The 25,713-nt window shown below is 71.3% G+C and carries 25 protein-coding genes; 13 read left to right on the forward strand and 12 right to left on the reverse strand.

Annotation, left to right across the window (positions count from 1 at the left end):
* Positions 1-16 precede the first annotated feature (16 nt).
* A complete protein-coding gene (locus OOK31_RS09060) occupies positions 17-571 on the forward strand; it encodes a phosphatase PAP2 family protein (RefSeq protein WP_323188199.1) in 555 nt (184 codons plus the stop codon).
* Here OOK31_RS09060 and OOK31_RS09065 read toward each other — a convergent pair.
* The 8 genes from OOK31_RS09065 to OOK31_RS09100 all read right to left on the reverse strand — a co-directional run bounded on the left by OOK31_RS09065 (position 501) and on the right by OOK31_RS09100 (position 10,275).
* Positions 501-2,303: a chitinase gene (locus OOK31_RS09065; protein ID WP_267012820.1), complete on the reverse strand. Its 1,803-nt coding sequence runs from the start codon at positions 2,301-2,303 to the stop codon at positions 501-503. The genes OOK31_RS09060 and OOK31_RS09065 overlap by 71 nt on opposite strands.
* A 97-nt stretch (positions 2,304-2,400) precedes the next feature.
* Complete coding sequence (locus OOK31_RS09070) at positions 2,401-2,868, reverse strand: hypothetical protein (protein WP_267011923.1); 468 nt, start codon at positions 2,866-2,868, stop codon at positions 2,401-2,403.
* A gap of 151 nt (positions 2,869-3,019) precedes the next feature.
* The gene (locus OOK31_RS09075) at positions 3,020-4,438 is read right to left on the reverse strand and encodes an FAD-binding oxidoreductase (protein WP_267011924.1); all 1,419 of its coding nucleotides are present in this window, start codon (positions 4,436-4,438) and stop codon (positions 3,020-3,022) included.
* 48 nt (positions 4,439-4,486) lie between these two features.
* On the reverse strand, positions 4,487-5,293 hold the full coding sequence (locus tag OOK31_RS09080) for an ABC transporter permease (protein WP_267011925.1): 807 nt from the start codon (positions 5,291-5,293) through the stop codon (positions 4,487-4,489).
* Positions 5,293-6,225 carry an ABC transporter permease gene (locus OOK31_RS09085; RefSeq protein WP_267011926.1) on the reverse strand — a complete coding sequence of 311 codons (933 nt, stop codon included), beginning with the start codon at positions 6,223-6,225 and terminating at the stop codon, positions 5,293-5,295. Before OOK31_RS09085 ends, OOK31_RS09080 begins: the two co-directional genes overlap by 1 nt.
* Complete coding sequence (locus OOK31_RS09090; protein ID WP_267011927.1) at positions 6,222-7,370, reverse strand: ABC transporter ATP-binding protein; 1,149 nt, start codon at positions 7,368-7,370, stop codon at positions 6,222-6,224. The genes OOK31_RS09085 and OOK31_RS09090 overlap by 4 nt, the downstream gene beginning before the upstream one ends.
* A gap of 90 nt (positions 7,371-7,460) precedes the next feature.
* A complete protein-coding gene (locus OOK31_RS09095; protein ID WP_267011928.1) occupies positions 7,461-8,711 on the reverse strand; it encodes a spermidine/putrescine ABC transporter substrate-binding protein in 1,251 nt (416 codons plus the stop codon).
* A gap of 49 nt (positions 8,712-8,760) precedes the next feature.
* Positions 8,761-10,275 (reverse strand): gamma-aminobutyraldehyde dehydrogenase, encoded by a 1,515-nt coding sequence (locus tag OOK31_RS09100; protein ID WP_267012821.1) that lies wholly within the window; start codon positions 10,273-10,275, stop codon positions 8,761-8,763.
* A gap of 182 nt (positions 10,276-10,457) precedes the next feature.
* Between OOK31_RS09100 and OOK31_RS09105 the strand changes: the two genes are divergently transcribed.
* Complete coding sequence (locus OOK31_RS09105; RefSeq protein WP_267011929.1) at positions 10,458-11,012, forward strand: NADAR family protein; 555 nt, start codon at positions 10,458-10,460, stop codon at positions 11,010-11,012.
* Positions 11,009-11,470, forward strand: coding sequence for an NUDIX hydrolase (locus OOK31_RS09110; RefSeq protein ID WP_267011930.1), 462 nt, complete (start codon positions 11,009-11,011; stop codon positions 11,468-11,470). Before OOK31_RS09105 ends, OOK31_RS09110 begins: the two co-directional genes overlap by 4 nt.
* 6 nt (positions 11,471-11,476) lie before the next feature.
* On the opposite strand, the gene OOK31_RS09115 is transcribed toward OOK31_RS09110, so the two are convergent.
* Positions 11,477-12,121: a DUF4190 domain-containing protein gene (locus OOK31_RS09115; protein ID WP_267011931.1), complete on the reverse strand. Its 645-nt coding sequence runs from the start codon at positions 12,119-12,121 to the stop codon at positions 11,477-11,479.
* Positions 12,122-12,232: 111 nt separating this feature from the next.
* On the opposite strand from OOK31_RS09115, the gene OOK31_RS09120 reads away from it, so the two are divergent.
* The 5 genes from OOK31_RS09120 to OOK31_RS09140 all read left to right on the forward strand — a co-directional run bounded on the left by OOK31_RS09120 (position 12,233) and on the right by OOK31_RS09140 (position 17,226).
* The gene (locus OOK31_RS09120) at positions 12,233-13,258 is read left to right on the forward strand and encodes an adenosine deaminase (protein WP_267011932.1); all 1,026 of its coding nucleotides are present in this window, start codon (positions 12,233-12,235) and stop codon (positions 13,256-13,258) included.
* Positions 13,259-13,287: 29 nt separating this feature from the next.
* Entirely contained in the window at positions 13,288-13,986 is a 699-nt protein-coding gene (locus OOK31_RS09125) for a glycerophosphodiester phosphodiesterase (RefSeq protein ID WP_267011933.1), read from the forward strand.
* A 110-nt stretch (positions 13,987-14,096) separates the two neighbouring features.
* Positions 14,097-15,182, forward strand: a complete 1,086-nt coding sequence (locus tag OOK31_RS09130) for a sensor histidine kinase (RefSeq protein ID WP_267012822.1) — start codon at positions 14,097-14,099, stop codon at positions 15,180-15,182.
* Positions 15,179-15,853: a response regulator transcription factor gene (locus OOK31_RS09135; protein WP_267011934.1), complete on the forward strand. Its 675-nt coding sequence runs from the start codon at positions 15,179-15,181 to the stop codon at positions 15,851-15,853. Before OOK31_RS09130 ends, OOK31_RS09135 begins: the two co-directional genes overlap by 4 nt.
* Before the next feature lie 170 nt (positions 15,854-16,023).
* Positions 16,024-17,226 (forward strand): serine hydrolase, encoded by a 1,203-nt coding sequence (locus tag OOK31_RS09140; protein WP_267011935.1) that lies wholly within the window; start codon positions 16,024-16,026, stop codon positions 17,224-17,226.
* 14 nt (positions 17,227-17,240) lie between these two features.
* Here OOK31_RS09140 and OOK31_RS09145 read toward each other — a convergent pair whose 3' ends face one another.
* From OOK31_RS09145 to OOK31_RS09155, 3 genes are all read right to left on the reverse strand, one after another.
* Positions 17,241-17,705 carry a hypothetical protein gene (locus tag OOK31_RS09145; RefSeq protein ID WP_267011936.1) on the reverse strand — a complete coding sequence of 155 codons (465 nt, stop codon included), beginning with the start codon at positions 17,703-17,705 and terminating at the stop codon, positions 17,241-17,243.
* A gap of 77 nt (positions 17,706-17,782) precedes the next feature.
* Entirely contained in the window at positions 17,783-18,961 is a 1,179-nt protein-coding gene (locus OOK31_RS09150; RefSeq protein WP_267011937.1) for a spermidine/putrescine ABC transporter substrate-binding protein, read from the reverse strand.
* Positions 18,962-19,066: 105 nt separating this feature from the next.
* Complete coding sequence (locus OOK31_RS09155; RefSeq protein ID WP_267011938.1) at positions 19,067-20,506, reverse strand: gamma-aminobutyraldehyde dehydrogenase; 1,440 nt, start codon at positions 20,504-20,506, stop codon at positions 19,067-19,069.
* Between the two features lie 169 nt (positions 20,507-20,675).
* Between OOK31_RS09155 and OOK31_RS09160 the strand changes: the two genes are divergently transcribed.
* The 5 genes from OOK31_RS09160 (at position 20,676) to OOK31_RS09180 (ending at position 25,687) form a co-directional block, all read left to right on the forward strand.
* Positions 20,676-21,179, forward strand: coding sequence for an Lrp/AsnC family transcriptional regulator (locus tag OOK31_RS09160; protein WP_007266859.1), 504 nt, complete (start codon positions 20,676-20,678; stop codon positions 21,177-21,179).
* Positions 21,164-22,543, forward strand: coding sequence for an aspartate aminotransferase family protein (locus tag OOK31_RS09165; protein WP_030227477.1), 1,380 nt, complete (start codon positions 21,164-21,166; stop codon positions 22,541-22,543). Before OOK31_RS09160 ends, OOK31_RS09165 begins: the two co-directional genes overlap by 16 nt.
* A 182-nt stretch (positions 22,544-22,725) precedes the next feature.
* Positions 22,726-23,505 (forward strand): ABC transporter ATP-binding protein, encoded by a 780-nt coding sequence (locus OOK31_RS09170; protein ID WP_267011939.1) that lies wholly within the window; start codon positions 22,726-22,728, stop codon positions 23,503-23,505.
* Entirely contained in the window at positions 23,487-24,569 is a 1,083-nt protein-coding gene (locus OOK31_RS09175) for a hypothetical protein (RefSeq protein WP_267011940.1), read from the forward strand. Before OOK31_RS09170 ends, OOK31_RS09175 begins: the two co-directional genes overlap by 19 nt.
* A 26-nt stretch (positions 24,570-24,595) precedes the next feature.
* Positions 24,596-25,687, forward strand: coding sequence for an LOG family protein (locus OOK31_RS09180; protein WP_267011941.1), 1,092 nt, complete (start codon positions 24,596-24,598; stop codon positions 25,685-25,687).
* Positions 25,688-25,713: the final 26 nt, after the last annotated feature.

Genomic DNA, 25,713 nt, shown 5'->3' on the forward strand with positions numbered 1-25,713 from the left:
CACCTGGCAGGTCCTGGTGTCGGGGCCGTCGCTGTCCCCGGACCGCGCGCTGAGCCGCGCCCTCGTGCGCGCCCTCCCCGACACGGTCACCGAGCCCCTCGCGGACCTCGGCGGCGTCCTGGTCGCAGTGCCCGTCCTCGCGGCGGCGATGTTCTACGCCGCCCGGCGCGGCCGGGGGCGCGGCGCGCTGGCCGCCGGCCTGGCGATGGCCCTGGTCCCGGCGCTGGTCGTCCCCCTGAAGGAGTGGACCGCCCGCCCGGGCCCCCTGGAGCCCTGGGCCGCCGGCTACTTCCCCTCGGGCCACACGGCCACCGCCTTCGTCGCCTACGGCTGCGCGGCCCTGCTCGTCACCTCGGCCTCGCGCACCCGTCGCAGGTGGCCGGGGGCCGCCGCCCTCGTCCTGACGGGGGCGACGGCCTTCGGGCTGGTCGTACGGGGTTTCCACTGGCCCCTGGACGTGCTGGGCAGTCTCCTGCTGTGCACACCGCTGCTGATCGCGGTCAGCCGGTCCTGCCGTAGTACCGGTCGAAGTTCCGGGAGAACTCCCAGCCGCCGAAGCGGTCCCAGTTGACCGACCAGGTCATCAGGCCGCGCAGGGCGGGCCAGGTGCCGTGGGTCCGATAGGTGCCGCAGTTCGTCTTCTTCGTCAGGCAGTCCAGGGCCTTGGTCACCTCGGCCGGGGCGGTGTGGCCGTTGCCGGCGTCGGTGGTGGCCGGGAGGCCGATGGCGACCTGGTCCGGGCGCAGGGGCGGGAAGACGCGGGCGGTGTTTCCCGCGACCGGGAAGCCGGTGAGCAGCATGTCGGTCATGGCGATGTGGAAGTCGGCGCCGCCCATGGAGTGGTACTGGCCGTCGAGGCCCATGACCGGGCCGGAGTTGTAGTCCTGGACGTGGAGCAGGGTCAGGTCCTCGCGCAGGGCGTGGATGACGGGCAGGTAGGCGCCGGCGCGCGGGTCCTGGCCACCCCAGGGGCCTGAGCCGTAGTACTGGTGGCCGAGCTGGACGAAGAAGGTCTCGGGGGCCATGGTCAGGACGAAGCCCTGGCCGTAGCGGGCCTTGAGGGTCTTCACGGCGGAGATCAGGTTGACGATGACCGGGGTGGTGGGGGCGCGGAAGTCGGTGTCGCCGGTCGCGAGGGAGAGGGAGTGGCCCTCGAAGTCGATGTCGAGGCCGTCGAGGCCGTACTCGTCGATGATCCGGCTGACGGAGGAGACGAAGGTGTCGCGGGCGGCCGTGCTCGCGAGCTGGACCTGGCCGTTCTGGCCGCCGATCGAGATCAGGACCTTCTTGCCGGCCGCCTGTCTGGCCTTGATCGCGGCCTTGAACTCGGCGGGGCTCTCCACGTTCGGGCACTCGGTGACCGGGCAGAGCTGGAAGCGGATGTCGCCGGAGGTGACGGAGGTCGGTTCGCCGAAGGCGAGGTTGACCACGTCCCATGAGGCGGGGACGTCGGCCATCCGGACGTAGCCGGAGCCGTTGGCGAAGCTGCTGTGGAGGTAGCCGACGAGGGCGTGGGCGGGCAGGCCCGGGTGGCCCGGGGTGCCGCCGCCGGAGGGGGTGGTGAGGGAGACCGGCGTGCTCCTGGGGGACTCCCCCGCCGCGTTCACGGCGCTGACCTGGAAGGTGTAGGTGGTGGAGGCGGTGAGGCCGGTGACGGTCGCCGAGGTGGCGGCGCCGCTCTGGGGTGCGGCGCCGTCCCGGTAGAGCTTGTACGAGGTGGCGCCGGCGGTCGCCGCCCAGCTGAGGGCCGCCTCGGTGGAGGAGGTCGCGGACGCCGTCAGGCCGGTGGGGGCGGCCGGGGGCTGGGGCTGGCCGGGGCCGCCGGGGTCGGGGCCGACGAGGGTGAGGTCGTCGGTGAGGTGGGCGGGCTGCCCGTACCAGCCGTGGGTGAAGACGGTGACCGAGGTGGTGGCCGGGCCGGTGCGGAAGCTCGTGGTGAGCTGCTTCCAGGTGCCCGGGGTCTGGGTCCAGGTGGAGACGTCGGTGGTGCCGGTGCCGCTCGCGCCGAGGTAGACGTAGGCGCCCTGCACCCAGGCGGCGAGGGTGTAGGTGGAGTCGGGCTTGACGGTGACGCTCTGGGAGCAGCGGGCGTTGTCCTGGCCGGCCGGGGTGGCCCTGAGGGCGGAAGTGCCGCTGTGGACGGGGGTGCCGACGGCGGCTCCGGAGCCGCCGGAGCAGCTCCAGCCGTCGAGGCCGGTCTCGAAGCCGCCGTTGCGGACGAGGTCGGCGTCGGCTGCGGCAGCGGGGGGTCCGGCGGTGAGGAGACCGGCCAGGGCGAGGGCGCCGGCGGTGAGGAGGGACATGGCTCTGCGCACAACTGCCTCCGGAACATGGGGGGATGGAGCCAGGCCGCTGGTGAAGGAGCAGCGGCGCCCAAGATGGTCCAGACCAATCCCGTTGTCAAGGTGTCCGGCCCCCCGCCTCCAGCACCTGTACGGCGGCCTCGTGCATCGCGAGCTCCAGGACCGCCGGGTCCGTGAGGGTGCCCGCGCCGTCCGGGAGCACCAGCCAGCGCACCCCGCCCGTGGCCCGGCCGGGGTACGGGACCACGACCCAGCTACCGCGCCCGGCTCCCCGTACGCCCGTGCCGATCCAGCCCGACGCCGTGCCCGCGGGTACGAAGAAGCCCAGCCGGGCGTCCGCGAAGTCGGAGAGGACCGGGCCGGGTCGCTCCGTGAGCAGGCGGAGCACTTCGAGGGCGGCCCGCCCCAGCTCCCCCGGGAGGATCAGCACGTCCCAGCGCCGGCCGGCGGGCAGGAGGGCCACCCCTAGGGGGTTGCGCTCCCACGCCCACCGGCAGGCGACGGGATCCGGCGCCACCGATACCAGCCATTCCACTGCCGTCTTCCTGGCCCCCGGGAACGTCATCGCCCGGCCTCCGTTCGTCTCGTGTCGGTGAAGGGTTCTCACCGGGAGAGAGCGGGGCCGGGCGGCACTATGACGCGGGTTCCGTTGCGCCATGGAGGTGAACCGGGTCACGGGACGGCGACCGGTGTGCGCCGGAGCGCGCGGCGGGGCGTCAGCTGTCGAAGCCGAGGCCGAGGCGGTCCAGGGTGCGCAGCCACAGGTTGCGGCGGCCTCCGTGGGCGTCGGAGCGGGCCAGCGACCACTTGGTGAGGGTGATCCCGGTCCAGGCGAAGGGCTCCGGCGGGAACGGCATCGGCTTGGACTTCACCATCTCCAGCCGGGTGCGCTCGCTGCGCACCCCGTCGAGGAGGTCCAGCATCACGTCGGCCCCGAAGCGGGTGGCGCCGACGCCGAGCCCGGTGTAGCCGGCCGCGTAGGCGACCCTGCCGGAGTGGGCCGTGCCGAAGAAGGCGGAGAAGCGCGAGCAGGTGTCGATGGCGCCGCCCCAGGCGTGGCTGAACTTCAGCCCCTCCAGCTGCGGGAAGGCGGTGAAGAAGTGCTCCGCGAGCTTCAGGTAGGTCTCGGGGCGGTGGTCGTACTCGGAGTCGAGCTTGCCCCGGTAGGGGTAGATCGCGTCGTAGCCGCCCCACAGGATCCGGTTCTCCGGGGTGATGCGGAAGTAGTGGAACTGGTTGGCGCTGTCGCCCAGGCCCTGCCGGTTCTTCCAGCCGATCGCGGCGAGCTGCTCCTCGCTCAGCGGCTCGGTCATCAGCGCGTAGTCGTACACGGGGACCGTGAACGGGCGGATGCGCTTGACCAGCGAGGGGAAGATGTTGGTGCCCAGCGCGACCCGGCGGGCGAGGATCGTGCCGTACGGGGTGGTGACGGCCATCCCGGCGCCGACCGAGGACATCTTCAGGCCGCGGGTGTTCTCGTAGATGCGTACGCCCAGGTCCAGGCAGGCCTGCTTGAGGCCCCAGGCCAGCTTCGCCGGGTTGAGCATGGCGACGCCGTCGCGGTCCCACAGGCCCGCGAGGAAGGTCGGCGAGTCGACCTCGCGGCGCACGGCGTCCTGGTCCAGCCATTCGGAGCCGTCCGCGAGGCCGAGCGCCTTGGCCTCCTCGTGGAGTTCGCGCAGCTCCTCGACCTGGTGGGGTTCGGTGGCGACGTCGATCTCGCCGGTGCGTTCGAAGTCGCAGTCGATGCCGTAGCGGGCGACCGCCGCCTCGATCTCGTCGAGGTTGCGGGCGCCCATCTCCTCCAGCTTCGCGAGTTCCCCGGGCCAGCGGGCCATGCCGTTGGCGAGCCCGTGGGTGAGGGAGGCGGCGCAGAAGCCGCCGTTCCTGCCGGAGGCGGCCCAGCCCGCCTCCTTGCTCTCGATCAGGACCACGTCCCGGCCGGGGTCGCGCTCCTTGGCGATGAGCGCGGTCCACAGGCCGCTGTAGCCGCCGCCCACGACGAGCAGGTCGCACCGCTCGTCGGAGGTGAGCGCCGGCTGGGCGGCGGGCTTGCCGGGGTCGTCCAGCCAGTACGAGACCGGCTTCGCTTCGGAAAGTGAATTCGCAACACTACGCATGGCGACTGGGGCCATGGCTTCCAACTCCCTACGGAACTGATGACGGACAGCGCGGCCGTGGACCTACTTCGGCTGCGCCTTCTTGCGGCGGTTGCCGACCATCTGGCCGGCCAGGACCACCAGCACCGCGATGACGAACATCGCCGTGCCGATGACGTTGATCTGCACGGGCGTACCGCGCTGGGCCGAGCCCCACACGAACATGGGGAAGGTGACGGTGTTGCCCGAGTTGAAGTTGGTGATGATGAAGTCGTCGAAGGAGAGCGCGAAGGACAGCAGCGCGCCCGCCGCGATGCCGGGGGCCGCGATCGGCAGGGTGACCCGCAGGAAGGTCTGCACAGGTCCGGCGTACAGGTCGCGGGCGGCCTCCTCCAGCCTCGGGTCCATCGACAGGACGCGCGCCTTGACGGCGGCGACGACGAAGCTGAGGCAGAACATGACGTGCGCGATGAGGATGGTCCAGAAGCCCAGCTGGATGCCCATGTTGAGGAACAGGGCGAGCAGGGACGCGGCCATCACGATCTCGGGCATGGCCATCGGCAGGAAGATCAGCGAGTTGACCGCGCCGCGCCCCCGGAACCGGTAGCGGACCATCGCGAAGGCTATGGCCGTGCCCAGGACCGTCGCCCCGATCGTCGCCCACAGGGCGATCTGGAGGGAGAGCGACAGGGAACCGCACAGGTCGGCGACCCCGCAGGGGTCCTTCCAGGCGTCGAGGGAGAACTCCTGCCAGGCGTAGTTGAAGCGCCCGGTGGGGTTGTTGAAGGAGAAGACCGTCACGACGACGTTCGGCAGGATCAGGTACGCGAGCGTGCCCAGTCCCGCGATGACGACGAGGTTGCGGCGGAGCCAGCCAAGAAGCTTGTCCATCAGACCAGGTCCTCCGTCCCCGCTCGGCGGATGTAGATGGTGACCATGATCAGCACGATGGCCATGAGGATGAAGGACAGCGCGGCCGCCGTCGGGTAGTCGAGGATGCGCAGGTACTGCGACTGGATGACGTTGCCGATCATCCGGGTGTCCGTGGAGCCGAGCAGCTCCGCGTTGACGTAGTCGCCGCTGGCCGGGATGAAGGTCAGCAGGGTCCCGGAGACCACGCCCGGCATCGAGAGCGGGAAGGTCACCTTGCGGAAGACCGTGGCGGGGCGGGCGTAGAGGTCACCGGCCGCCTCGTGGAGGCGGGTGTCGATGCGCTCCAGCGAGGTGTAGAGCGGCAGGATCATGAAGGGGAGGAAGTTGTACGTCAGACCGCAGACGACCGCGAGCGGGGTGGCGAGGACGCGGTCCCCCTCGGTCATGCCGAGCCAGCTGGTGACGTCCAGGAAGCCGACCGCGTTCAGGGCGCCGACCACCGGGCCGCCGTCGGCCAGGATCGTCTTCCAGGCCAGGGTGCGGATCAGGAAGCTGGTGAAGAAGGGGGCGACGACGAGGACCAGCAAAAGGTTTCGCCAGCGGCCCGCCTTGAAGGCGATCAGGTAGGCCAGCGGGTACCCCAGCAGCAGGCACAGCGCGGTGGCGGTGCCCGCGTAGAGCAGGGAGCGCAGGAACTGCGGGTAGTAGTCGGTGAAGGCGTCCCAGTACGTCCGGAAGTGCCAGGTGACCTGGAAGCCCTCTTCGAGGGAGCCGGTCTGCACCGAGGTCGAGGCCTGGTAGACCATCGGCAGCACGAAGAAGACGAGCAGCCACAGGATGCCGGGGAGCAGCAGCCAGTACGGGACCAGGCGCTTGCGCAGCGAGGGCGTGTGGACCGGCGGGTCCGCGGGGGCGGCGACCTCGGGCGGGGCCGCGGTGGTGGCGCTCACGCGCTCTCCTCGACGGTCTCGACGCCGGCGTCGATGTCCTGTGCGGCGTCCAGGCCGAAGGTGTGCTCCGGGTTCCAGTGGAGTATGACCTCGGCGCCGGGGACCAGGCGGGCGTCGCGCTCGATGTTCTGGACGTAGACCTCCAGCTCCGGGCAGACCGGGCTGTCGATCACGAACTGGGTGGAGACGCCGATGAAGGAGGAGGCGGCGATCCGGCCCGCGATCTTGTTCCGGCCCGCCGCGACCGTGTGCTCCTCGTCGGCGTGGACGAGGGAGATCTTCTCCGGGCGCACTCCGACCAGCAGCTTGCCGCCCGCGCGGGGCGTGGTCGAACACCGGCCGGCGGGCAGCCGCAGCGTGGCCCCGGAGGCCTTGACGACGACGTCGGACCCGGCGGACTCCACCGAGGCCTCGATGAGGTTGGAGGTGCCGAGGAAGTTGGCGACGAAGGTGGTCTTCGGGTTCTCGTACAGCTCGGCGGGGGCGCCCAGCTGCTCGACGCGGCCGCCGTTCATCACCGCGACCGTGTCGGCCATCGTCATGGCCTCCTCCTGGTCGTGCGTGACGTGCACGAAGGTGATGCCGACCTCGGTCTGGATCCGCTTGAGCTCCAGCTGCATCTGGCGGCGCAGCTTGAGGTCGAGGGCGCCGAGCGGCTCGTCGAGGAGCAGCACTTGGGGGTGGTTGATCAGGGCGCGGCCCACGGCGACGCGCTGCTGCTGGCCGCCGGAGAGCTGGTGGGGCTTGCGCTGGGCGAACTGGCCGAGCTGGACCAGCTCCAGCATGTCGTCGACCTGCTTCTTGACGGACTTGATGCCGCGGCGGCGCAGCCCGAAGGCGATGTTCTCGTAGATGTTCAGGTGCGGGAACAGTGCGTAGCTCTGGAAGACGGTGTTCACCGGGCGCTTGTACGGCGGCAGGTGGGTGACCTCGCGCTCGCCCAGGCTGACGGTGCCGGTGGAGGGCTCCTCCAGGCCGGCGATCATGCGCAGGGTGGTGGTCTTCCCGCAGCCCGAGGCGCCGAGCAGGGCGAAGAAGGAGCCCTGGGGGATGGTGAGGTCCAGCGGGTGCACTGCGGTGAAGGAGCCGTAGTGCTTGCTGATCCCGGCGAGGCGGACGTCGCCGCTCGCGGTCTTGTCAGTCATGGGCCTGGGCCTTCGGTGGTGTGTCGTCGGAAGGGGGAACGGGGCGCGGAAGGTGCGGGACCGGGCGCCGTGCGACGGGAGGAGGGTGCGTCAGGCTCCGATGAGCTTGGCGAACTTCTCCTCGTACGCCGTCTCTTCCTCGCTGCTGAGGGAGCGGAAGGCGTGGGACTTGGCGGTCATAGCCTTGTCCGGGACGATCAGGGTGTTGTCCGCGAGCGCGGGATCGATCTTCGCGAGCTCGTCCTTGACGCCCTCGACCGGGCAGACGTAGCTGATGAACGCGGCGAGCTGGGCGGCCACCGGCAGCTCGTAGTAGTAGTCGAGGAGCTTCTCGGCGTTGGCCTTGTGCCGGGCCTTGGCGGGGACCAGCAGGTTGTCGCTGGAGGTGATGTAACCGGCGGCCGGGACGGCGTACTTGATGTCGGGGTTGCCGGCCTGGAGCTGGATGACGTCGCCCGCCCAGGCCAGGCAGGCCGCGAGGTCGCCCTTGTCGAGGTCGGCGGTGTAGTCGTTACCGGTGAAGCGGCGTATCTGCTTGGTGTCCACGCCCTTCTGGAGCCGGCCGATCGCGCCGTCGAAGTCTGCCGTGGTGAAGCTCGCCGGGTCCTTGCCCTGATCGAGCAGGGTCATGCCGACGCTGTCGCGCATCTCCGTCAGGAAGCCGACCCGGCCCTTGAGGGAGGGGTCGTCGAGCAGCTGGGTGACCGAGTCGACCTTCCTGCCCTCGGTGGCCTTGGAGTTGTAGGCGATGACGGTGGAGATGCCGGTCCAGGGGTAGCTGTAGGCGCGGCCCGGGTCCCAGTCGGGGCTGCGGAACTGCGGGGAGAGGTTCGCGTAGGCGTGCGGCAGGTGGGAGGGGTCCAGCCTCTGCGCCCAGCCGAGGCGGATGATGCGGGCGGCGAGCCAGTCGGTGACCACGATCAGGTCGCGGCCGGTGTCCTGGCCGGCCGCCAGCTGGGGGCGGATCTTCCCGAAGAACTCGACGTTGTCGTTGATGTCCTCGGTGTACTTGACCTCGATGCCGGTCCGCTTGGTGAACTCCTCCAGCGTGGGACGCGACTTCTCGTCCTCGCTGGTGTCCATGTACTCGGTCCAGTTGGAGAAGACGATCTCCTTCTCCCGGTCCGAGTGGTCGTCGGAGGCCACCGCCGTGTCGCCCGCACGCTTGGCCGGCGGGATTCCGCAGGCGGTGAGGGCCGTCAGGCCCCCGAGGGTGAGCGCCCCGGCACCGGACGCGCGCAGCAGAGAACGGCGGGTGAGGGCGCCGCGCCCACTGGTGAGACTGCGCCGCATCGCGGCGAGCTGCGCCGCCGAGAGGCGGTCGGGCTCGAACTGCTCCATGAGCTGTGCCCTTTCGGGATGGGTGCGCCGCTGGTCGGGCGGCTGGCTTCTATCGGTCCCCGAAGATCGTGCGGTGCCAGTCCTTCGCGGCGACCGCCGTATTGTCGAACATCACGTGCTTGACCTGCGTGTACTCCTCGAAGGAGTAGGCGCTCATGTCCTTTCCGAAGCCGCTCGCCTTGTAGCCCCCGTGCGGCATCTCGCTGATGATCGGAATGTGGTCGTTGACCCAGACGCAGCCCGCCTTCAGCTCGCGGGTGGCGCGGTTCGCCCGGTAGAGGTCGCGGCTCCAGGCGGAGGCGGCGAGCCCGTACGGGGTGTCGTTGGCCAGCGCCAGGCCCTCGTCGTCGGTGTCGAAGGGCAGCACGACCAGGACCGGGCCGAAGATCTCCGACTGGACGACCTCGCTGTCCTGGGTGGCGCCGGAGATCAGGGTGGGCCGGTAGTACGCGCCCTGGGCGAGCTCCCCGCCGGGCACCTCGCCGCCGGTGACGACGGTGGCGTAGGCGCGGGCGCGCTCGACGAAGCCGGCGACGCGGTCGCGCTGGGCGTGCGAGACCAGCGGGCCGAGGTCGGTGGTGGCGGCGAAGGGATCGCCCAGGCGGACCGTCTCCATCAGCTCGGCGACCCGGGCGACGAACGCGTCGTGCAGGGGGCGCTGGACGTAGGCGCGGGTGGCGGCCGTGCAGTCCTGCCCGGTGTTGATCAGGGAGGCGGCCACGGCCCCGTGGGCGGCGGCCTCCAGGTCGGCGTCGTCGAAGACCAGGAAGGGCGCCTTGCCGCCGAGCTCCAGGTGGAGCCGCTTGACGGTGGCGGTGGCGATCTCCGCGACCCGCTTGCCGACGGCGGTGGAGCCGGTGAAGGAGGTCATGACCACGTCGGGGTGGCCGACCAGGTGCTCGCCCGCGTCGCGTCCGGCGCCGGTGACGATGTTGATCACGCCGTCGGGCAGACCCGCGTCCTTGGCCGCCTGGGCGAACATCAGGGAGGTCAGCGGGGTCAGCTCGGCGGGCTTGAGCACGATGGTGTTGCCCGCGGCGACGGCCGGGAGGATCTTCCAGGCGGCCATCTGGAGCGGGTAGTTCCAGGGGGCGATGGAACCCACGACCCCGATCGCCTCGCGGCGCACGTAGGAGGTGTGGTCCCCGGAGTACTCGCCGGCCGCCTGCCCCTGGAGGTGGCGGGCCGCCCCCGCGAAGAAGGCGGTGTTGTCGATGGTGCCCGGTACGTCGAACTCCGTGGTCAGCTTCAGCGGCTTCCCGCACTGGAGGGACTCGGCGTACGCGAAGTCCTCCGCCTGCTCGGCCAGCACGGCGGCCAGCCGGTGCAGGGCGTCCGACCGCTCACCGGGGGTGGCGGCGGACCAGGCCGGGAAGGCCCGCTTGGCCGCGGCGACGGCCGCGTCCACGTCCGCGGTGCCCGCCAGCTCGTAGGTCAGGACCTCCTGGCCGGTCGCGGGGTCGACCACGGTGTACGAGCGGCCCGAGGTGCCGGACCGGAGCCGGCCGTCGATGTACTGCGCGCCGTCTGCGAAGCGGTCCTTGACCTGGAAGCGGTTACCCATCACGCTCTCACGCTCTCCGTAGCTACAGCTCGAATTGAGTGCCGATCCTGACAGAGGCCTTCTCCTCCGCCAAGTGATTCCGTTGTTGCCTTTTGATTACGCGACGGAATCGGTCGACCATGTGTCGAGGCGCGCCCGAAATCCCGTACGAAGTGTCAGTGGTGACTGCCAGACTCGCGTGCATGGAGATGATCGACAACTTGATCGGGCAGGTCAGCCGTGGTGAGCGGGTGAAGTACCTGCCGTTCTGGGGACACCGGCCGCAGCCCGACGGGCGGCTCGGGCCCAGCTGCCTCAGCCAGTGGTGGCCCTCCGCCTTCACTGTGGGTGAGGTCCGCTACGCCACGGCCGAGCACTGGATGATGGCCGGGAAGGCCCGGCTGTTCGAGGACCCGCAGGCGGAGCGCGCGGCGCTGGAGGCGCGCAGTCCCGCAGAGGCGAAGAAGGCCGGGCGGCTGGTGCGCGGCTTCGACGACTCCGTGTGGCAGCGGGAGCGGTTCGCGCTGGTCGTGGAGGGCAGCGTGCACAAGTTCGGCTCCGACCCGGCGCTGCGGGCCTACCTGCTCGGCACCGGGAAGCGGGTGCTGGTCGAGGCGAGCCCGATGGACCGGATCTGGGGCATCGGACTGGCCGCCGACGACGAGCGCGCCCTCGACCCGGCCCGCTGGCGCGGGCTGAACCTGCTCGGCTTCGCCCTGATGGAGGCCCGGGAGCGGCTGCGCGGGGAAACCGCGTGAGCGCCGGGGCGGCCGGGGCGGGGCCGGGGGACGTGGCGAGCGCCGGGGACGGGCGGCGGCGGGTGGCGGCCGTCATCGTGCGGGACGGGAGCGTGCTGATGGTGCGCGAGCGGGGCAGGGGGCCCTCCGGCCGGCACGACGGGGCCGAGTACTGGACGCTGCCGGGCGGCGGGGTGGAGCCCGGGGAGGATCCGGAGGCGGCCGTGCGGCGGGAGGTGGCCGAGGAGACGGGGCTGCGCGCCCTGGAGGTGCGGTACGCCTACGAGGCCCCGTACCCCTCGGGGTGGACCGCCTGCTTCCGCGTGGAGGTCGCGCCCGGGGAGCCGCGGCTCGGGGTGGACCCGGAGCTGGAGTGCGACTGCCCGCGGATGGTGGGCCTGGTGTGGGTACCGGTCCCCCGCACGGGGGCGGAGGGGGAGTACATGGTGCCCACGCTGCTGTCGGCCGCCCCGGCCTGACGGGACCTAGTGCTGTGCGTGGATCTGGGAGACCGAGGAGGAGTCCTCGTCCCAGTAGTCGCCGTCGGAGCCGTCCGAGCCGGGGCCGAAGATGAGCAGCAGGGTCATGGCGATGCCCAGCACGATGCCCACCGAGCCGAGGATGACGCCCGCGAGGGACATCCCGCCGTTGGTCGCCTCGCCCCGGTTCGACTTGCCCTGGCCGAGCGCCCCGAAGACGACCGCCGCGATACCGAGGGCGATCGGCCCCACGAAGGTCGGGCAGAGCACGATCGAGAGGATGCCGAGGACGAGCGAGGTGATGCCGAAGCCGTTGCTCGGGGCCGGCCCGTAGGCGGGGTAGCCCGGGTACGCCTGGTAGCCGGCGTCTCCTGGGTAGCCCGGATGACTGGCGTACGCCGGCTGCGCGGGCGGCGGCGGACCCGGGTACGCGTACACGGCGGGCGGGGGCTCCGGCGCGGGTATCGGGGGCGGCCCGTACGGCGAGGCGTCGGGCGCGGGGGGCTCCGCTGCCGCGGGAGCGGGTGCGGGGCCGAAGCCGGCTGCGGGAGGCGGCGTGGCGGCCGAGGCTCCCCGGTCCTTGCCCAGGTCCACCGCGGGCCGCTCGGGCGGCGCCCACGGGTCCCTCGGTTCAGGGCTGTGGTCGGTCATGTGGCGCCCCCCTCTCGTACAGCCATGCTAAGCGCTGCCGCCGACAGCGCCCCGGCCTGCCTACGATGAGGCCGACCCGACCGCAACCCGCGTCTTCTCCGGAGGCACACCATGCCCGACCTGCACCCCTTCATCGAAGGGCTGCCCAAGGCCGAACTCCATGTCCACCACGTCGGTTCCGCCTCCCCCCGCATCGTGGCCGAACTGGCCTCCCGCCACCCCGACTCGAAGGTCCCGACCGACCCCGAGGCGCTGGCCGACTACTTCACCTTCACCGACTTCGCCCACTTCATCGACGTGTACCTGTCGGTCGTCGACCTGGTCCGCACCCCGGACGACGTCCGCCACCTCACCTTCGAAGTGGCCCGCGACATGGCCCGGCAGAACATCCGTTACGCCGAACTGACCATCACCCCCTACTCCTCGACCCGCCGCGGCATCGACGAGAACGCGTTCATGGAAGCCATCGAGGACGCCCGCAAGGCCGCCGAGGCCGAACTCGGCGTCGTCCTGCGCTGGTGCTTCGACATCCCCGGCGAGGCCGGCCCGGATGCCGCCGCCGAGACCGCCCGGCTCGCGGTCGACCTGCGCCCCGAGGGCCTGGTCTCCTTCGGCCTGGGCGGCCCGGAGATCGGCGTACCGCGCCCGCAGTTCAAGCCGTACTTCGACCGCGCCCGCGCCGCCGGGCTGCACAGCGTCCCGCACGCCGGCGAGAGCACCGGCCCGGAGACGATCTGGGACTCCATCCGCGAGCTGGGCGCCGAACGCATCGGCCACGGCACCAGTTCCGTGCAGGACCCGGAGCTGCTCGCCTACCTCGCCGAGCACCGGATCGCCGTGGAGGTCTGCCCGACCTCCAACATCGCCACCCGCGTGGTGACCGACCTGGACCGGCACCCCGTCAAGGAGATGGTCGCGGCGGGCGTGCTCGTCACCATCAACAGCGACGACCCGCCGATGTTCGGCACCGACCTCAACAACGAGTACGCGGTGGCCGCCCGGCTCCTCGACCTGGACGAGCGCGGCCTCGCCCAGCTCGCGAAGAACGCCGTCGAGGCCTCCTTCCTGGACCCGGCCGGCAAGGCCGCGCTGAACGCGGAGATCGACGCCTACACCGAAGCATGGCTCGCGCGCTGACCTCCCGTTGATCCCGTCGGCCCCTGAGAATGGGGTGCATGAGCACCCTTACCGCCGTCGGCCACCGCGGCGATCCCTACCGTGTCCGTGAGAACACCCTCGCCTCCGTCCGCTCCGCCTTCGACCGCGGAGCGGACGCGGTGGAGATCGACGTACGGCTGACCCGTGACGGGGTGCCGGTCCTCCTCCACGACGAGACCCTCCAGCGGCTGTGGGGCCACGACGTACGGCTCGACGCCGTCACCGCGCCGCAGTTGACGGAGCTGACGCAGGGCGGCGTCCCGACCCTGCGCGACGCCCTGACGGGGGCCGGCGCCGGACGGCTGATGATCGACCTGCCGGGTGCCACGACGGAGTCGGTGCGCACCGTCGTCGACCTGGTGCGCGAGTGCGGGGCGCGCGAGCGTACGTACTACTGCGCCGGGCCCGACACCATGCTGGCCGTGCGCGCCGCCGATCCGGACGCGGAGATCGCGCTGACCTGGACCACCCTGTCGCCGCCGCGCCGGGTGCTGATCGACGCGGTGTCCCCGCGCTGGCTCAACTACCGCTTCGGGCTGGTCGACCGGGAGCTGACGGACGCCCTGCACCGGGACGGTCTGCTGGTGTCCGCCTGGACGGCCGACACCAAGCGCTCGATGCGCGCGCTGATCGCCGCCGGGGTGGACTCCGTCACCACCAACCGGGTGGACGCGCTCGCCGAGGTCAGAGCCGGCTGCGGCAGGTGACGCTCGAGCCGATACGCGGGCTGGTACGCGACCTGACGGTGCGGGTCCGGGGCGCCGACCCGCGCCGCCAGGACCTCGTGCTGGCGCTGCTCGTGCAGCTGGCCGTCACGATGCCGTTCCTGGTGCCCCGCTCCCCCGATCTGCCGCTCGCCACCTGGACCTCGTACGGGATGACCACGCTCGCCGTGCTCCCGCTGGTCTGGCGGCGGCGGGCCCCGGTGCTGACGCTGGCCGCGGTCATGGCCGCCGGCGGGGTGTACAAGCTGGCCTTCGACGGGCCGGGGCAGCCGTTGCCGTACGCGGGACTCATCGCCATGTACACGGTGGCGCTGCTGTGCACCGCCCGCGTCCGCGTCGGCGTGGGGATCGCCGCGGCCGGGGTGGTGTCCCTGTCGGTGGGCTGGGAGACGGGCACGGCGCGGGAGCTGTTCTTCACCCTGTTCGTCTCGGCGGCGGCCTACGCCCTGGGCCGGCTCCAGCACACCCGGCAGGCCTACACCGAGGCCGTCGAGGCGCGCGCGGCGCAGCTGGAGCGGGCGAACCGGATCGAGGCCGAGCAGGCGGCGGCCCGTGAACGGGCCCGGATCGCGCGGGAGATGCACGACATCCTCTCGCACGCGGTCAGCATCATGATCGTGCAGGCGGAGGCGGGTCCGGTGGCGGTGCGCCGGGCCCCCGCCCGGGCGGAGGCGGCCTTCGAGGCGATCGCCGAGACGGGGCGGGACGCGATGGCGCAGCTGCGGACCATGCTGGGGGTGCTGCGGACGGACGAGGCGGCCCCGCGGGCCCCGCAGCCGGGGATCGCCGGGCTGCCGGCGCTGCTGGAGCGGGTACGGGCGAGCGGGCCCGAGGTCTCGTACGAGCGGACGGGCGCGGTGCGCGAGCTGCCGGCCGCGCTGGAGGCGACGGTGCACCGGGTGGTGCAGGAGGCGCTGACCAATGTGGTCAAGCACGCGGGCGCCTCGTCGGTCGACGTACGTCTGGAGTACGGGTCCGAGGACCTGACGGTGACGGTCACGGACGACGGGCGGGGCCCGGGAGCGGGGAAGGGCGACGGGAGCGGGCACGGGCTGATCGGGATCCGTGAGCGGGCTGCGGCGCACGGCGGTACGGCGGTGGCCGGCCCGGGAGCGGGCGGCGTCGGCTGGTCGCTGCGCGTGGTCCTTGTAACCTCGCCGCTGGAGGTGGGGAATTGACGATCCGTGTGGTGGTGGCCGACGACCAGGAGCTGGTGCGCAGCGGCTTCGCGATGATCCTGGACGTCCAGGACGACATTGAGGTCGTGGCGGAGGTCGGGGACGGCGCGGCGGCGGTGGCGGCGGTGGAGCGGCTGGCGCCGGACGTGGCGCTGCTGGACATCCGGATGCCGGTGCTGGACGGGATCGAGGCCTGCCGGCGGATCTCGGCGGGCAGTTCCTGCCGGACGGTGATGCTGACGACCTTCGACTCGGACGAGTACGTGTACGAGGCGCTGCACGCGGGGGCGAGCGGGTTCCTGCTGAAGGACGTGCGGCGGGACGATCTGGTGCACGCGGTACGGGTGGTGGCGGCGGGCGAGTCCCTGCTGGCGCCTTCGGTGGCGCGGCGGCTGATCGAGGAGTACACGGCGGCGACGGCGCGTCCGGCGGCCGTCTCCGGTGCGTCGGCGGAGCACCGGCTGGAGGTGCTGACGGCGCGGGAGCGGGAGACGCTGCTGCTCCTGGGGCGGGGGCTGTCGAACGCGGAGATCGCGGTGGCGCTGACGGTGAGCGAGCACACGGTGAAGTCGCACGTGGGCAACGTACTGGCGAAGCTGGGGCTGCGGGACCGGATCCAGGCGGTGATCTGCGCGTACGAGACGGGGCTGATCGCGGCGGGTACCGCTTGAGTTCCTCCCTCTGCGGAGGGAGGGGCGGCGGTTCGTCTCCCCCGCGCCGGTGAGTTGTCGTACCGCTGAAGACCCCTCTCGCTGGTGATCCGCAACTGCCCCTGTGACCAGCAACATTGTGGTCATCGGGGCAGCGGGCCCCGGGAACCGCACACAGGGGGACCACCGTCATGAACGCACGCACACGCACTCTGATCGCCACCGCTCTGGTCGTCGGCATCGCCGCCGGACCGGTGGCGGCCGCGCAGGCCGCCCCGTCGCCGGCGGCCGTCTCGGCCGGGGTGCCGGCGCCTGTCGCCGTCTCCACCCCGCCGAACGCGGCGGAGCTGGCGAAGGCCCTGGAGGGCCTCGGCGCCCGGAACAAGGACGCGACGGCCGCGCTGGTCCGGGTCGGCGGTACGAGCGGCAGCTGGCAGGGCAGTTCCGGTGTCGCGGACGTCCGCAGCGAGCGGGCGGCCCTGGAGGACGGCCGGTTCCGGGCCGGGTCGGTGACCAAGACGTTCACGGCGGCGGTGGTGCTCCAGCTGGCGGCGGAGCGCCGGGTGGAGCTGGACCGGCCGGTACGGGACTACCTGCCGGGGCTGTTCCCGGCGAGCTTCGAGCGGCCGGTGACGGTGCGCCAGCTGTTGAACTACACGAGCGGCATCCAGTCGGCCGACGGTCCGGGCGACTCCTTCGAGGCGCAGTGGGAGCACCGCTTCGACGTGACCGATCCGCACGCGCAGATCGCGAACGCCCTGGCGAAGGGGCCCGAGTTCGCGGCGGGCGACGCCCAGCACTACCTGAACATCAACTACACGATCCTCGGCGTGCTGATCGAGAAGCTGACGGGCACGAGCTACGAGAGGGCGGTCGGGGACCGGATCCTGAAGCCGCTGGGGCTGCGGGACACCTCGTACCCGGGCCTGCACCGGACGCGCATCGCGGGTCCGCACAACCGCGGCTACCAGGCGGTGCCGGGTCCCGGCGGGACGACGGAGCTGCGGGACGTGACGGAGTGGAACTCCTCGGACCGCTGGGCGGCGGGGGACATCATCTCGACGACGGCCGATCTGGAGCGGTTCACCAAGGCCCTGTTCAGCGGGCGGATCGTGCCGAAGGCCCAGCTGGAGGAGATGTTCACGGTGCCCGCGGTGAAGAACTTCACCAACGGCAAGCCCGCCACGCTCACGGCGGGGCTGTCCAAGCTCGTCCTGCCGGACGGCACGGTGGCGTGGGGCAAGACGGGTGGCCGGCACGGCTACAACACGGCGATAGGCGGGACCCGCGACCTCTCCCGGACCCTGGTCTACTCGGTCAACTCGACGAACGCCAAGGGCGAGGACATGAACCCGGTGGCCCTCGCCGTCCTGATGGCGGCGTTCGCCAAGTAGGCCGGGTGGGCGGTTCAGGCGGGCAGGGCTTCCAGCCGCTTGATCGTGCGGCGCAGGGCCAGCAGGGGGATCACCCCGAAGACCCCGAACGACATGTCGATCAGCGACCACGTGAGGGGGATCCCGCGGACGGGGCCGCAGATGAGGGCCAGCGGGACGATCCCGGCGCAGGCGATCATGCCGGCTTCGACGATCCAGATGTTGCGCACGGGGTCCCGGTGGACTCCGTAGAAGAAGACGGCGATCACCAGGTGGGCGAAGGCGAGCCAGTCGGTGCCGTAGAGGAGGAAGGGGTACTGGGCGTCGGCCTGTTCGAGGCCGTCCCCCACCCTGCGCAGCCAGTCGTTCGTGATCAGGGAGTTGGCCCAGTGCAGCTCGGTGACCAGGGGGAAGGCGGTGAGTCCACTCAGCACCAGGCAGACCACGAACAGCAGGAGCCAGGCACGGATCCGGCGCTGGAGGGCGCTTCTCTCGTTCATGGAAGGAAGCGTACGCCAAAAACTGAACATGTTCAGTCAATTTCCTGAACATGTTCAGTCGTGCGGCCGGGCCGTGGTCAGAGGCCGACGATGGCGTTCCAGCGCTTGGCGAAGGAGGGGCGCTCGGCCGAGGAGATGTCCCGGGCCACCACGAGGCGCTTGCGCATGTCGTCGTCGGGGAAGATCAGCGGGTTCTCCGCCAGCTGGGCGGTCTCCTTGTCCGGGGAGCCGGCCAGGACCTCGCGGGCCGCGGGCACCGGGCAGACGTAGTTGACGGCGGCGGCGAGCTCGGCGGCCACCGCCGGGTCGTAGTAGTGGTCGACGAGGGCCTCGGCATTGGCCTTGTGCCGGGCCAGGTTGGGGACGAGCAGGCTCTCCGCCCAGAGTTCGGCGCCCTCCTCGGGGACCACGAACTCGATGTCGGGGTTGTCGGCCTGGAGCTGAATGACGTCGCCGGAGTAGGCCTGGCAGGCCAGGACGTCGCCCTTGCTCAGATCGGAGGTGTAGTCGTTGCCGGTGAAACGGCGGACGTGCTTCTTCTTCACCATGCTCTCGACCTGGTCGCACATCCGGTGGAAGTCGGTGTCGGTCCACCGGGTGACGTCGGCGCCGTTGCCCTGCATGAGCAGCGAGTAGGACTCGTCGAGGCCGGAGAAGAGGGTGACCTTGCCCGCGAGGTCCGGGTGCCAGAGGTCCTTGACCGACTTGATCTCCCGGCCCAGCGCCTTGCGGTTGTAGGCGATGCCGGTGATCCCGGACTGCCAGGGGACGGTGTGCAGCCGGCCCTCGTCGAAGGCGGGGGAAGCCAGCTGCGGGTCGAGGTGCCTGGCCACGTTGGCCTGGGCCGAGCGGTCCATCTTCTGGGCCCAGCCCAGGTGGACGAACCGGGCGGCCATCCAGTCGCTGACCACCACGAGGTCGTGGCCGGTCGTCTGGTGGTTCATGAGGGCGGGGCTGACCTTGCCGAAGAACTCGTCGTTGTCGTTGATCTCCTCGGTGTAGCGGACCTCGATCCCGGTCCGCTCCGTGAAGGCCGCGAGCGTCGGGCGGCTCTCCTCGTCCTCGTCATCGGTGTCGATGTAGAGGGGCCAGTTGGAGAAGGAGAGGCTCCGGTCCCGGTCCGAGAGGTCCTGGCCCTGCCGCCGGTCCTCCGGGACGTAGGCGGCGGGGACACCGCACCCGGTGAGGGCGGCCAGCAGGCCCGCGGCACCGAGGCCGCGCAGCGCCGCGCGGCGGGAGAAGGCGAGTTCAGGCATGCCCACAGCCTCCGACAAGGCGAAAGGGGCGGGCAATAGACAAGGTGTCTACTGCCCGCCCCTTCAGCGAACTGCGGTGATCAGTGCGCGCCCGGGGCCCGCGGATCAGCCGTCGAGCGAGGTCATGACGTGCTTGATGCGGGTGTAGTCCTCGAAGCCGTAGGCGGAGAGGTCCTTGCCGTAGCCGGACTTCTTGAAGCCGCCGTGGGGCATCTCGGCGACGAGCGGGATGTGGGTGTTGATCCACACACAGCCGAAGTCGAGGTTCTTGGACATCCGCATCGCGCGGCCGTGGTTCTTGGTCCACACGGAGGAGGCGAGGGCGAACTCGACGCCGTTCGCGTACTCCAGGGCCTGGGCCTCGTCCGTGAAGGACTGGACGGTGATGACGGGGCCGAAGACCTCGTTCTGGATGATCTCGTCGTCCTGCTTGAGGCCGGAGACCACGGTCGGGGCGTAGAAGTAGCCCTTGTCGCCGACCTGGTGGCCGCCCGCCTCGACCTTGGCGTGGGCGGGGAGGCGCTCGATGAAGCCCGCGACCTGCTTGAGCTGGTTCGGGTTGTTCAGCGGGCCGTACAGCACGTCCTCGTCGTCCGGCTGACCGGTCTTGGTCTCCGCGGCGGCCTTGGCCAGCGCGGCCACGAACTCGTCGTGGATCGACTCGTGCACGATCACGCGGGTGGCGGCGGTGCAGTCCTGGCCGGCGTTGAAGTAGCCCGCGACGGCGATGTCCTCGACGGCCTTCGCGAGGTCGGCGTCCTCGAAGACCACGACGGGGGCCTTGCCGCCGAGCTCCAGGTGGACGCGCTTGACGTCCTTCGAGGCGCTCTCGGCGACCTGCATGCCCGCGCGCACCGAGCCGGTGATGGAGGCCATCGCCGGGGTGGAGTGCTCCACCATGGCCTTGCCGGTCTCGCGGTCGCCGCAGACGACGTTGAAGACGCCCTTGGGCAGGACCGAGTCGATGATCTCCGCCATCAGGACGGTGGAGGCCGGGGTGGTGTCCGAGGGCTTGAGCACCACGGTGTTGCCCGCGGCGATCGCCGGGGCGAACTTCCACACGGCCATCATCATCGGGTAGTTCCACGGCGCGACCTGGGCGCAGACGCCGACCGGTTCACGGCGGACGATCGAGGTCATCCCCTCCATGTACTCGCCGGCCGAACGGCCCTCCAGCAGACGCGCGGCGCCCGCGAAGAAGCGGATCTGGTCCACCATCGGCGGCAGCTCCTCGCTGGCCGTCAGGCCCAGCGGCTTGCCGGTGTTCTCCGACTCGGCGGCGACCAGCTCGTCCGCGCGCGCCTCGAAGGCGTCCGCGATCTTGAGCAGGGCCTTCTGCCGCTCGGAGGGGGTGGTGTCGCGCCAGCCCGGGAAGGCGGCAGCGGCGGCGGCCATGGCGGCGTCCACGTCGGCCTGGCCGGACAGCGGGGCGGTCGCGTAGACCTCGCCGGTGGCGGGGTTGACCACGTCGGTGGTCCGCCCGTCGGCGGCGTCCTTGAACTCTCCGCCGATGTAGTTGCGCAGACGACGCAGTTCGGTGGTCACTACAGCCACTCTCCTGATCACATGTCCAACGATTGAGACAACTCCCAAGCCTAGCCCCTCGGGCGACGCTTTCGACAGAGCCAGACCCCACCAACTACGAAATCCGTGCAATCGGAGACTCCGAACAACGGATTTCATCGATTCCGGGTTGCGGAACAGACGACTCCTCGTGCACAGTGAGGTTGTGGTCAGTCGAAGCGCAGATTCCAGGAACAGACAACCGTCCCCTTCGGTCGATGCTGTGTCCCTGGCGATCATCGAGCAACTGCAGGAGGACGGTCGCCGTCCCTACGCATCGATCGGCAAGGCCGTCGGCCTGTCCGAAGCCGCAGTGCGCCAGCGCGTACAGAAGCTGCTCGACCAGGGCGTGATGCAGATCGTCGCCGTCACCGACCCGCTCACCGTGGGCCTGCGACGCCAGGCCATGGTCGGCATCAACGTCGAGGGAGACCTCGACCCGGTGGCCGACGCACTGACCGCAATGGCCGAGTGCGAGTACGTCGTGATGACCGCAGGGTCGTTCGACCTGATGGTGGAGATCGTCTGCGAGGACGACGACCACCTGCTCGAGACGATCAACAAGAAGATCCGCACGCTCCCCGGCGTGCGATCAACCGAAAGCTTCGTTTACCTGAAGCTGAAGAAGCAGACCTACATGTGGGGAACCAGATAACCGTGAGCCAGGACCTCTCCAAGACCGCGTACGACCACCTGTGGATGCACTTCACCCGCATGTCGTCGTACGAGAACTCCCCCGTACCCACCATCGTGCGGGGCGAGGGCACCTACATCTGGGACGACAAGGGCAAGCGCTACCTGGACGGCCTCGCGGGCCTGTTCGTGGTCAACGCCGGTCACGGCCGCAAGGAACTGGCCGAGGTCGCCTACAAGCAGGCGCAGGAGCTCGCGTTCTTCCCCATCTGGTCGTACGCGCACCCCAAGGCCGTGGAGCTCGCCGAGCGCCTCGCCCACTACGCCCCGGGCGACCTGAACAAGGTCTTCTTCACCACCGGTGGCGGCGAGGCCGTCGAGACCGCCTGGAAGCTCGCCAAGCAGTACTTCAAGCTCCAGGGCAAGCACACCAAGTACAAGGTCATCTCGCGTGCGGTCGCCTACCACGGCACCCCGCAGGGCGCCCTGTCCATCACCGGCCTGCCGGCCCTGAAGGCCCCCTTCGAGCCGCTGGTCCCCGGCGCGCACAAGGTGCCGAACACCAACATCTACCGCGCCCCGATCTTCGGTGACGACCCGGAGGCCTACGGCCGCTGGTGCGCCGACCAGATCGAGCAGGAGATCCTCTTCGAGGGCGCCGACACCGTCGCCGCCGTCTTCCTGGAGCCGGTGCAGAACGCCGGCGGCTGCTTCCCGCCGCCGCCCGGGTACTTCCAGCGCGTCCGCGAGATCTGCGACGAGTACGACGTGCTCCTCGTCTCCGACGAGACGATCTGCGCCTTCGGCCGTCTGGGCACGATGTTCGCCTGTGACAAGTTCGACTACGTGCCGGACATGATCACCTGCGCCAAGGGCATGACCTCGGGCTACTCCCCGATCGGTGCCTGCATCATCTCGGACCGCCTCGCGGAGCCCTTCTACAAGGGCGACAACACCTTCCTGCACGGCTACACCTTCGGCGGACACCCGGTGTCCTCCGCCGTGGCGCTGGCCAACCTCGACATCTTCGACAAGGAAGGCCTGAACCAGCACGTGCTGGACCAGGAGGGCAACTTCTTCAACACCCTGAAGAAGCTGCACGACCTCCCGATCGTCGGCGACGTCCGCGGCAACGGCTTCTTCTACGGCATCGAGCTCGTCAAGGACAAGGTCACCAAGGAGTCCTTCACCGACGAGGAGACCGAGCGCGTGCTCTACGGCTTCCTCTCCAAGGCGCTCTTCGAGAACGGCCTGTACTGCCGCGCCGACGACCGTGGGGACCCGGTCATCCAGCTGGCCCCGCCGCTGATCGCGGACCAGGGCACCTTCGACGAGATCGAAGGCATCCTGCGCTCGGTGCTCACCGAGGCGTGGACCAAGCTGTAGGACCAAGCGGTAAAGAGCACCACAGAGTCCTGACCACACGGCCCGGATCCTCCGTTCGAGTGAGAACGCGGGGGTCCGGGCCGTGTGCTGTCACCATCCAAGACGTTCATCTCTTTACATCTCAGTGCGGCGCCAGTGACCGAAAGGGCTCCGCTTCGTTCCCCCGGACGGAGGTGTACGCCATGGTGGCTCCACCGGACAGTGCCCGGCTCGACAGTGCCCAGGGTGTCCCGAGTGTCCCGCCCCAGGACGATCTGCTCTGGGCGCGGTCCCTGCACTACTCCCACAGCGGTTCGCCCGGCCTGATCGGGGTCTCCGTCGGAGTCCGTCAGGGGGAGATCCTCGCCGTGACCGGCCCGCGCGGCGCCGGGAAGACCACCTTGCTGAGCGCCCTGGCCGGACTGCTGGTCCCCGAGCAGGGCGAGATCTGGTTCAACAGCCTCCCGGTCCACACCCTGCGCCCCCTGGCCCGCGAGCGGCTGCGCCGTGACCGGTTCGCCTGGATCGGGCCCGAGCCGCAGCTGCTGCCCGAGCTCAAGGTGTGGGAGAACGCCGCCCTGCCGCTGCTGATCTCCGGCGTCCCCCACCGCACCGCCAAGCACACCGCCTGCGAATGGCTGGACCGCCTCGACATCGGCGGCTTCGCCCGCAAACGCCCCGGCGCGCTCAACCGAGCCGAGTCCCAGCGGGTCGCCCTCGCCCGGGCCCTGGCCGGGGCACCCTCCGTGCTCTTCGCCGACGAGCCCACCGCCTGCCTGCACCGCGCCGAGCGCGCGCTGCTGCTCCGCACCCTCACCACGGCGGCCCGCTCCCACGGGATCACCGTGCTCCTCGCCACCCACGACGAGGAGACGGCCGCCGTGGCCGACCGCCGGGTGGCCCTGCTCGACGGCCGCCCCGCCGGAGCCGCCGCCCCGCCCCCGACGACGGAGGACCAGGCCGCGTGCTCGCTCTCCGCCTAGCCCGCGGCTCCCGGCCCGCCGTCCAGGTGCGCCGGCTGCTGGTCGCCGCCGCCTCGGCCGGTACCGGATTCCTGCTGCTGTACGTCCTGGCGGAGGCCACGGACCGGCCCGCCGGATCGTTCCCTCGGCTGCTGTGGGCCCTGGTCCCGCTCGCCGCCACCGTCCAGTTCGCGGTGGCGGTGGCCCGGACCGACCCGGCGACCCGGCCCCGGGAGGGGATGGACGCGGCCGGGCTGGGACCCGTACGGCTCACCCTGGCCGCCGCGGTCTCCACCGCCGTCGCGTGCACCCTCGGCTGCGCCCTGGCCCTGGCCGCCTTCCTGCACCTGCGGGGCGACCTCGCCGGTCTGCCCTTCGACGGGGCCGCCGTCCGGATGCTGCACGCGGACCGGCCGCTGCCGGTGGCCGCCGCCCTCACCCTGCTGGCCCTGGTCCCGCTCACGGCCTCCCTCACCACCGCCCTCGCCCTGCGCCCCCGCCCCCCGCACGCCGGGCTGAGCCCCCAGACCGGGGTGCCCTGGGGGGTGGCCATCACCGCCTGCGGGCTCACCGTCCTGGCCTACGCGGGCACCGGCGGCCCGGCCGTACCGGCGGGCTGGACACTGATCGCCGCCGGACTGGCCCTCGCCGGCCCGGGACTGGCCTACGCCTGCGGCACCCTGGTGCAGGCCGTACGCCCAGGCGCGCTGCGGCTGCTGGCCGGGCGGTCCCTCCAGGAGGAGGCGCCCCGCATCGGCCGTCCGCTCGGGGTGCTCTGCGCCGTCGGGGCGGCCACCCTGACCGCGCTCGCCGCCCGGGGCCAGGACGGACCCCTGACCCCGCTCGGGCCGCTCACCGGGCCGGCCGGCCTGCTGGTGGCGCTGTGCGCGGCCGCGACCCTGCTCACCTCGGCGGTCGAATCCCGCCAGGCCCGCTACGCCGTCCGGGCCACCCTGGCCGGGCTGGGCACTCCGGGCACGGTGCTGCGTACGGCCGCGACCGTGCGGGCCGTGGCCCTGCTCGCCGGCTGCGTACCGCTCGTGTGGGGTGTGGCACAGCTGACGTCGCTGGCGTTGACCCGCTGACGGGACCAGCCCTTAGTGTGGGCCGAATGGTCAACGCAGACATCGAGATCGAGACGCTCGCCGAATTCGACCGGGTCGTCGCCCGGGGCTCGCTGAGCGGCTACCGGGTCCAGTCGGTCAACCTGCTGGAGCGGACGTTCGCCCTGCTCTCCGCCGACACCTCCGCGGCGGTGTTCCTCGGCTGCCCGATGGAGCCGGACGCCTCGGTGAAGGTCCGCGCGGACGGCGCGCTCGTCTTCCCACCCGTCCCTGACCTGCCCTTCAACCCGTACCGGGGCCTGCTGTACACGGCCGAGGAGCTGTTCTCCGAACTGGAGGACGACTACGAGGCCACCCCGGACGCCCAGGCGTACGCCTGGTTCCAGGAGACCAAGTCCGACGGCGACATCTTCTCCTCGATGCTGCGCTCCATCCACGACGACGCGGTCTCCGACGCCCTCGACGAGCACCTCGCCGGTGCCCGCGTCGTGGGCGTGATGGGCGGCCACGCCATGGCCCGGGACGGCGCCGACTACCGCGGCGCGGCGGAGCTCGGCCGGGCGCTGACCCGGTCGGGGCTGACGGTCGCCACGGGCGGCGGCCCGGGGGCGATGGAGGCCGCCAACCTCGGCGCCTACCTGGCCCCGGCCCCGGACGAGGCCCTGCCCGAGGCCCTGGAACTGCTGGCCAAGACCCCCTCCTTCGCCCCGTCGGTCTCCGACTGGGCGCGCGCGGCCTTCGCCGTACGGGAGCGCTGGCCCGGTGGCGGCGACTCGGTGGGCATCCCCACCTGGTTCTACGGGCACGAGCCGCCGAACGCCTTCGCGGGCCAGATCGCCAAGTACTTCGCGAACGCCACCCGTGAGGACGGGCTCCTCGCACGGTGCAACGCCGGCGTGGTGTTCCTGCCGGGTGCGGCGGGCACCGTGCAGGAGATCTTCGACAACGCGACCCCGAACTACTACCGGTCTCGGTCCGAGCCGACGCCGATGGTCCTCGTCGGACGCGCCCACTGGACCGAGCACCTGCCGGCCTGGCCGCTGCTCCAGGCACTGGCGCGCGGCCGTGCCATGGAGTCCCGGATCGCGCTGGTGGACTCGGTGGACGAGGTCCCGGCGGTACTCGCGTCGATCGGCTGAGTCCGGGAGGCAACTTCCGGGCCCGT

Origin of the sequence: Streptomyces sp. NBC_00249 (assembly GCF_026342355.1) — a bacterium.
Taxonomy (GTDB): domain Bacteria; phylum Actinomycetota; class Actinomycetes; order Streptomycetales; family Streptomycetaceae; genus Streptomyces.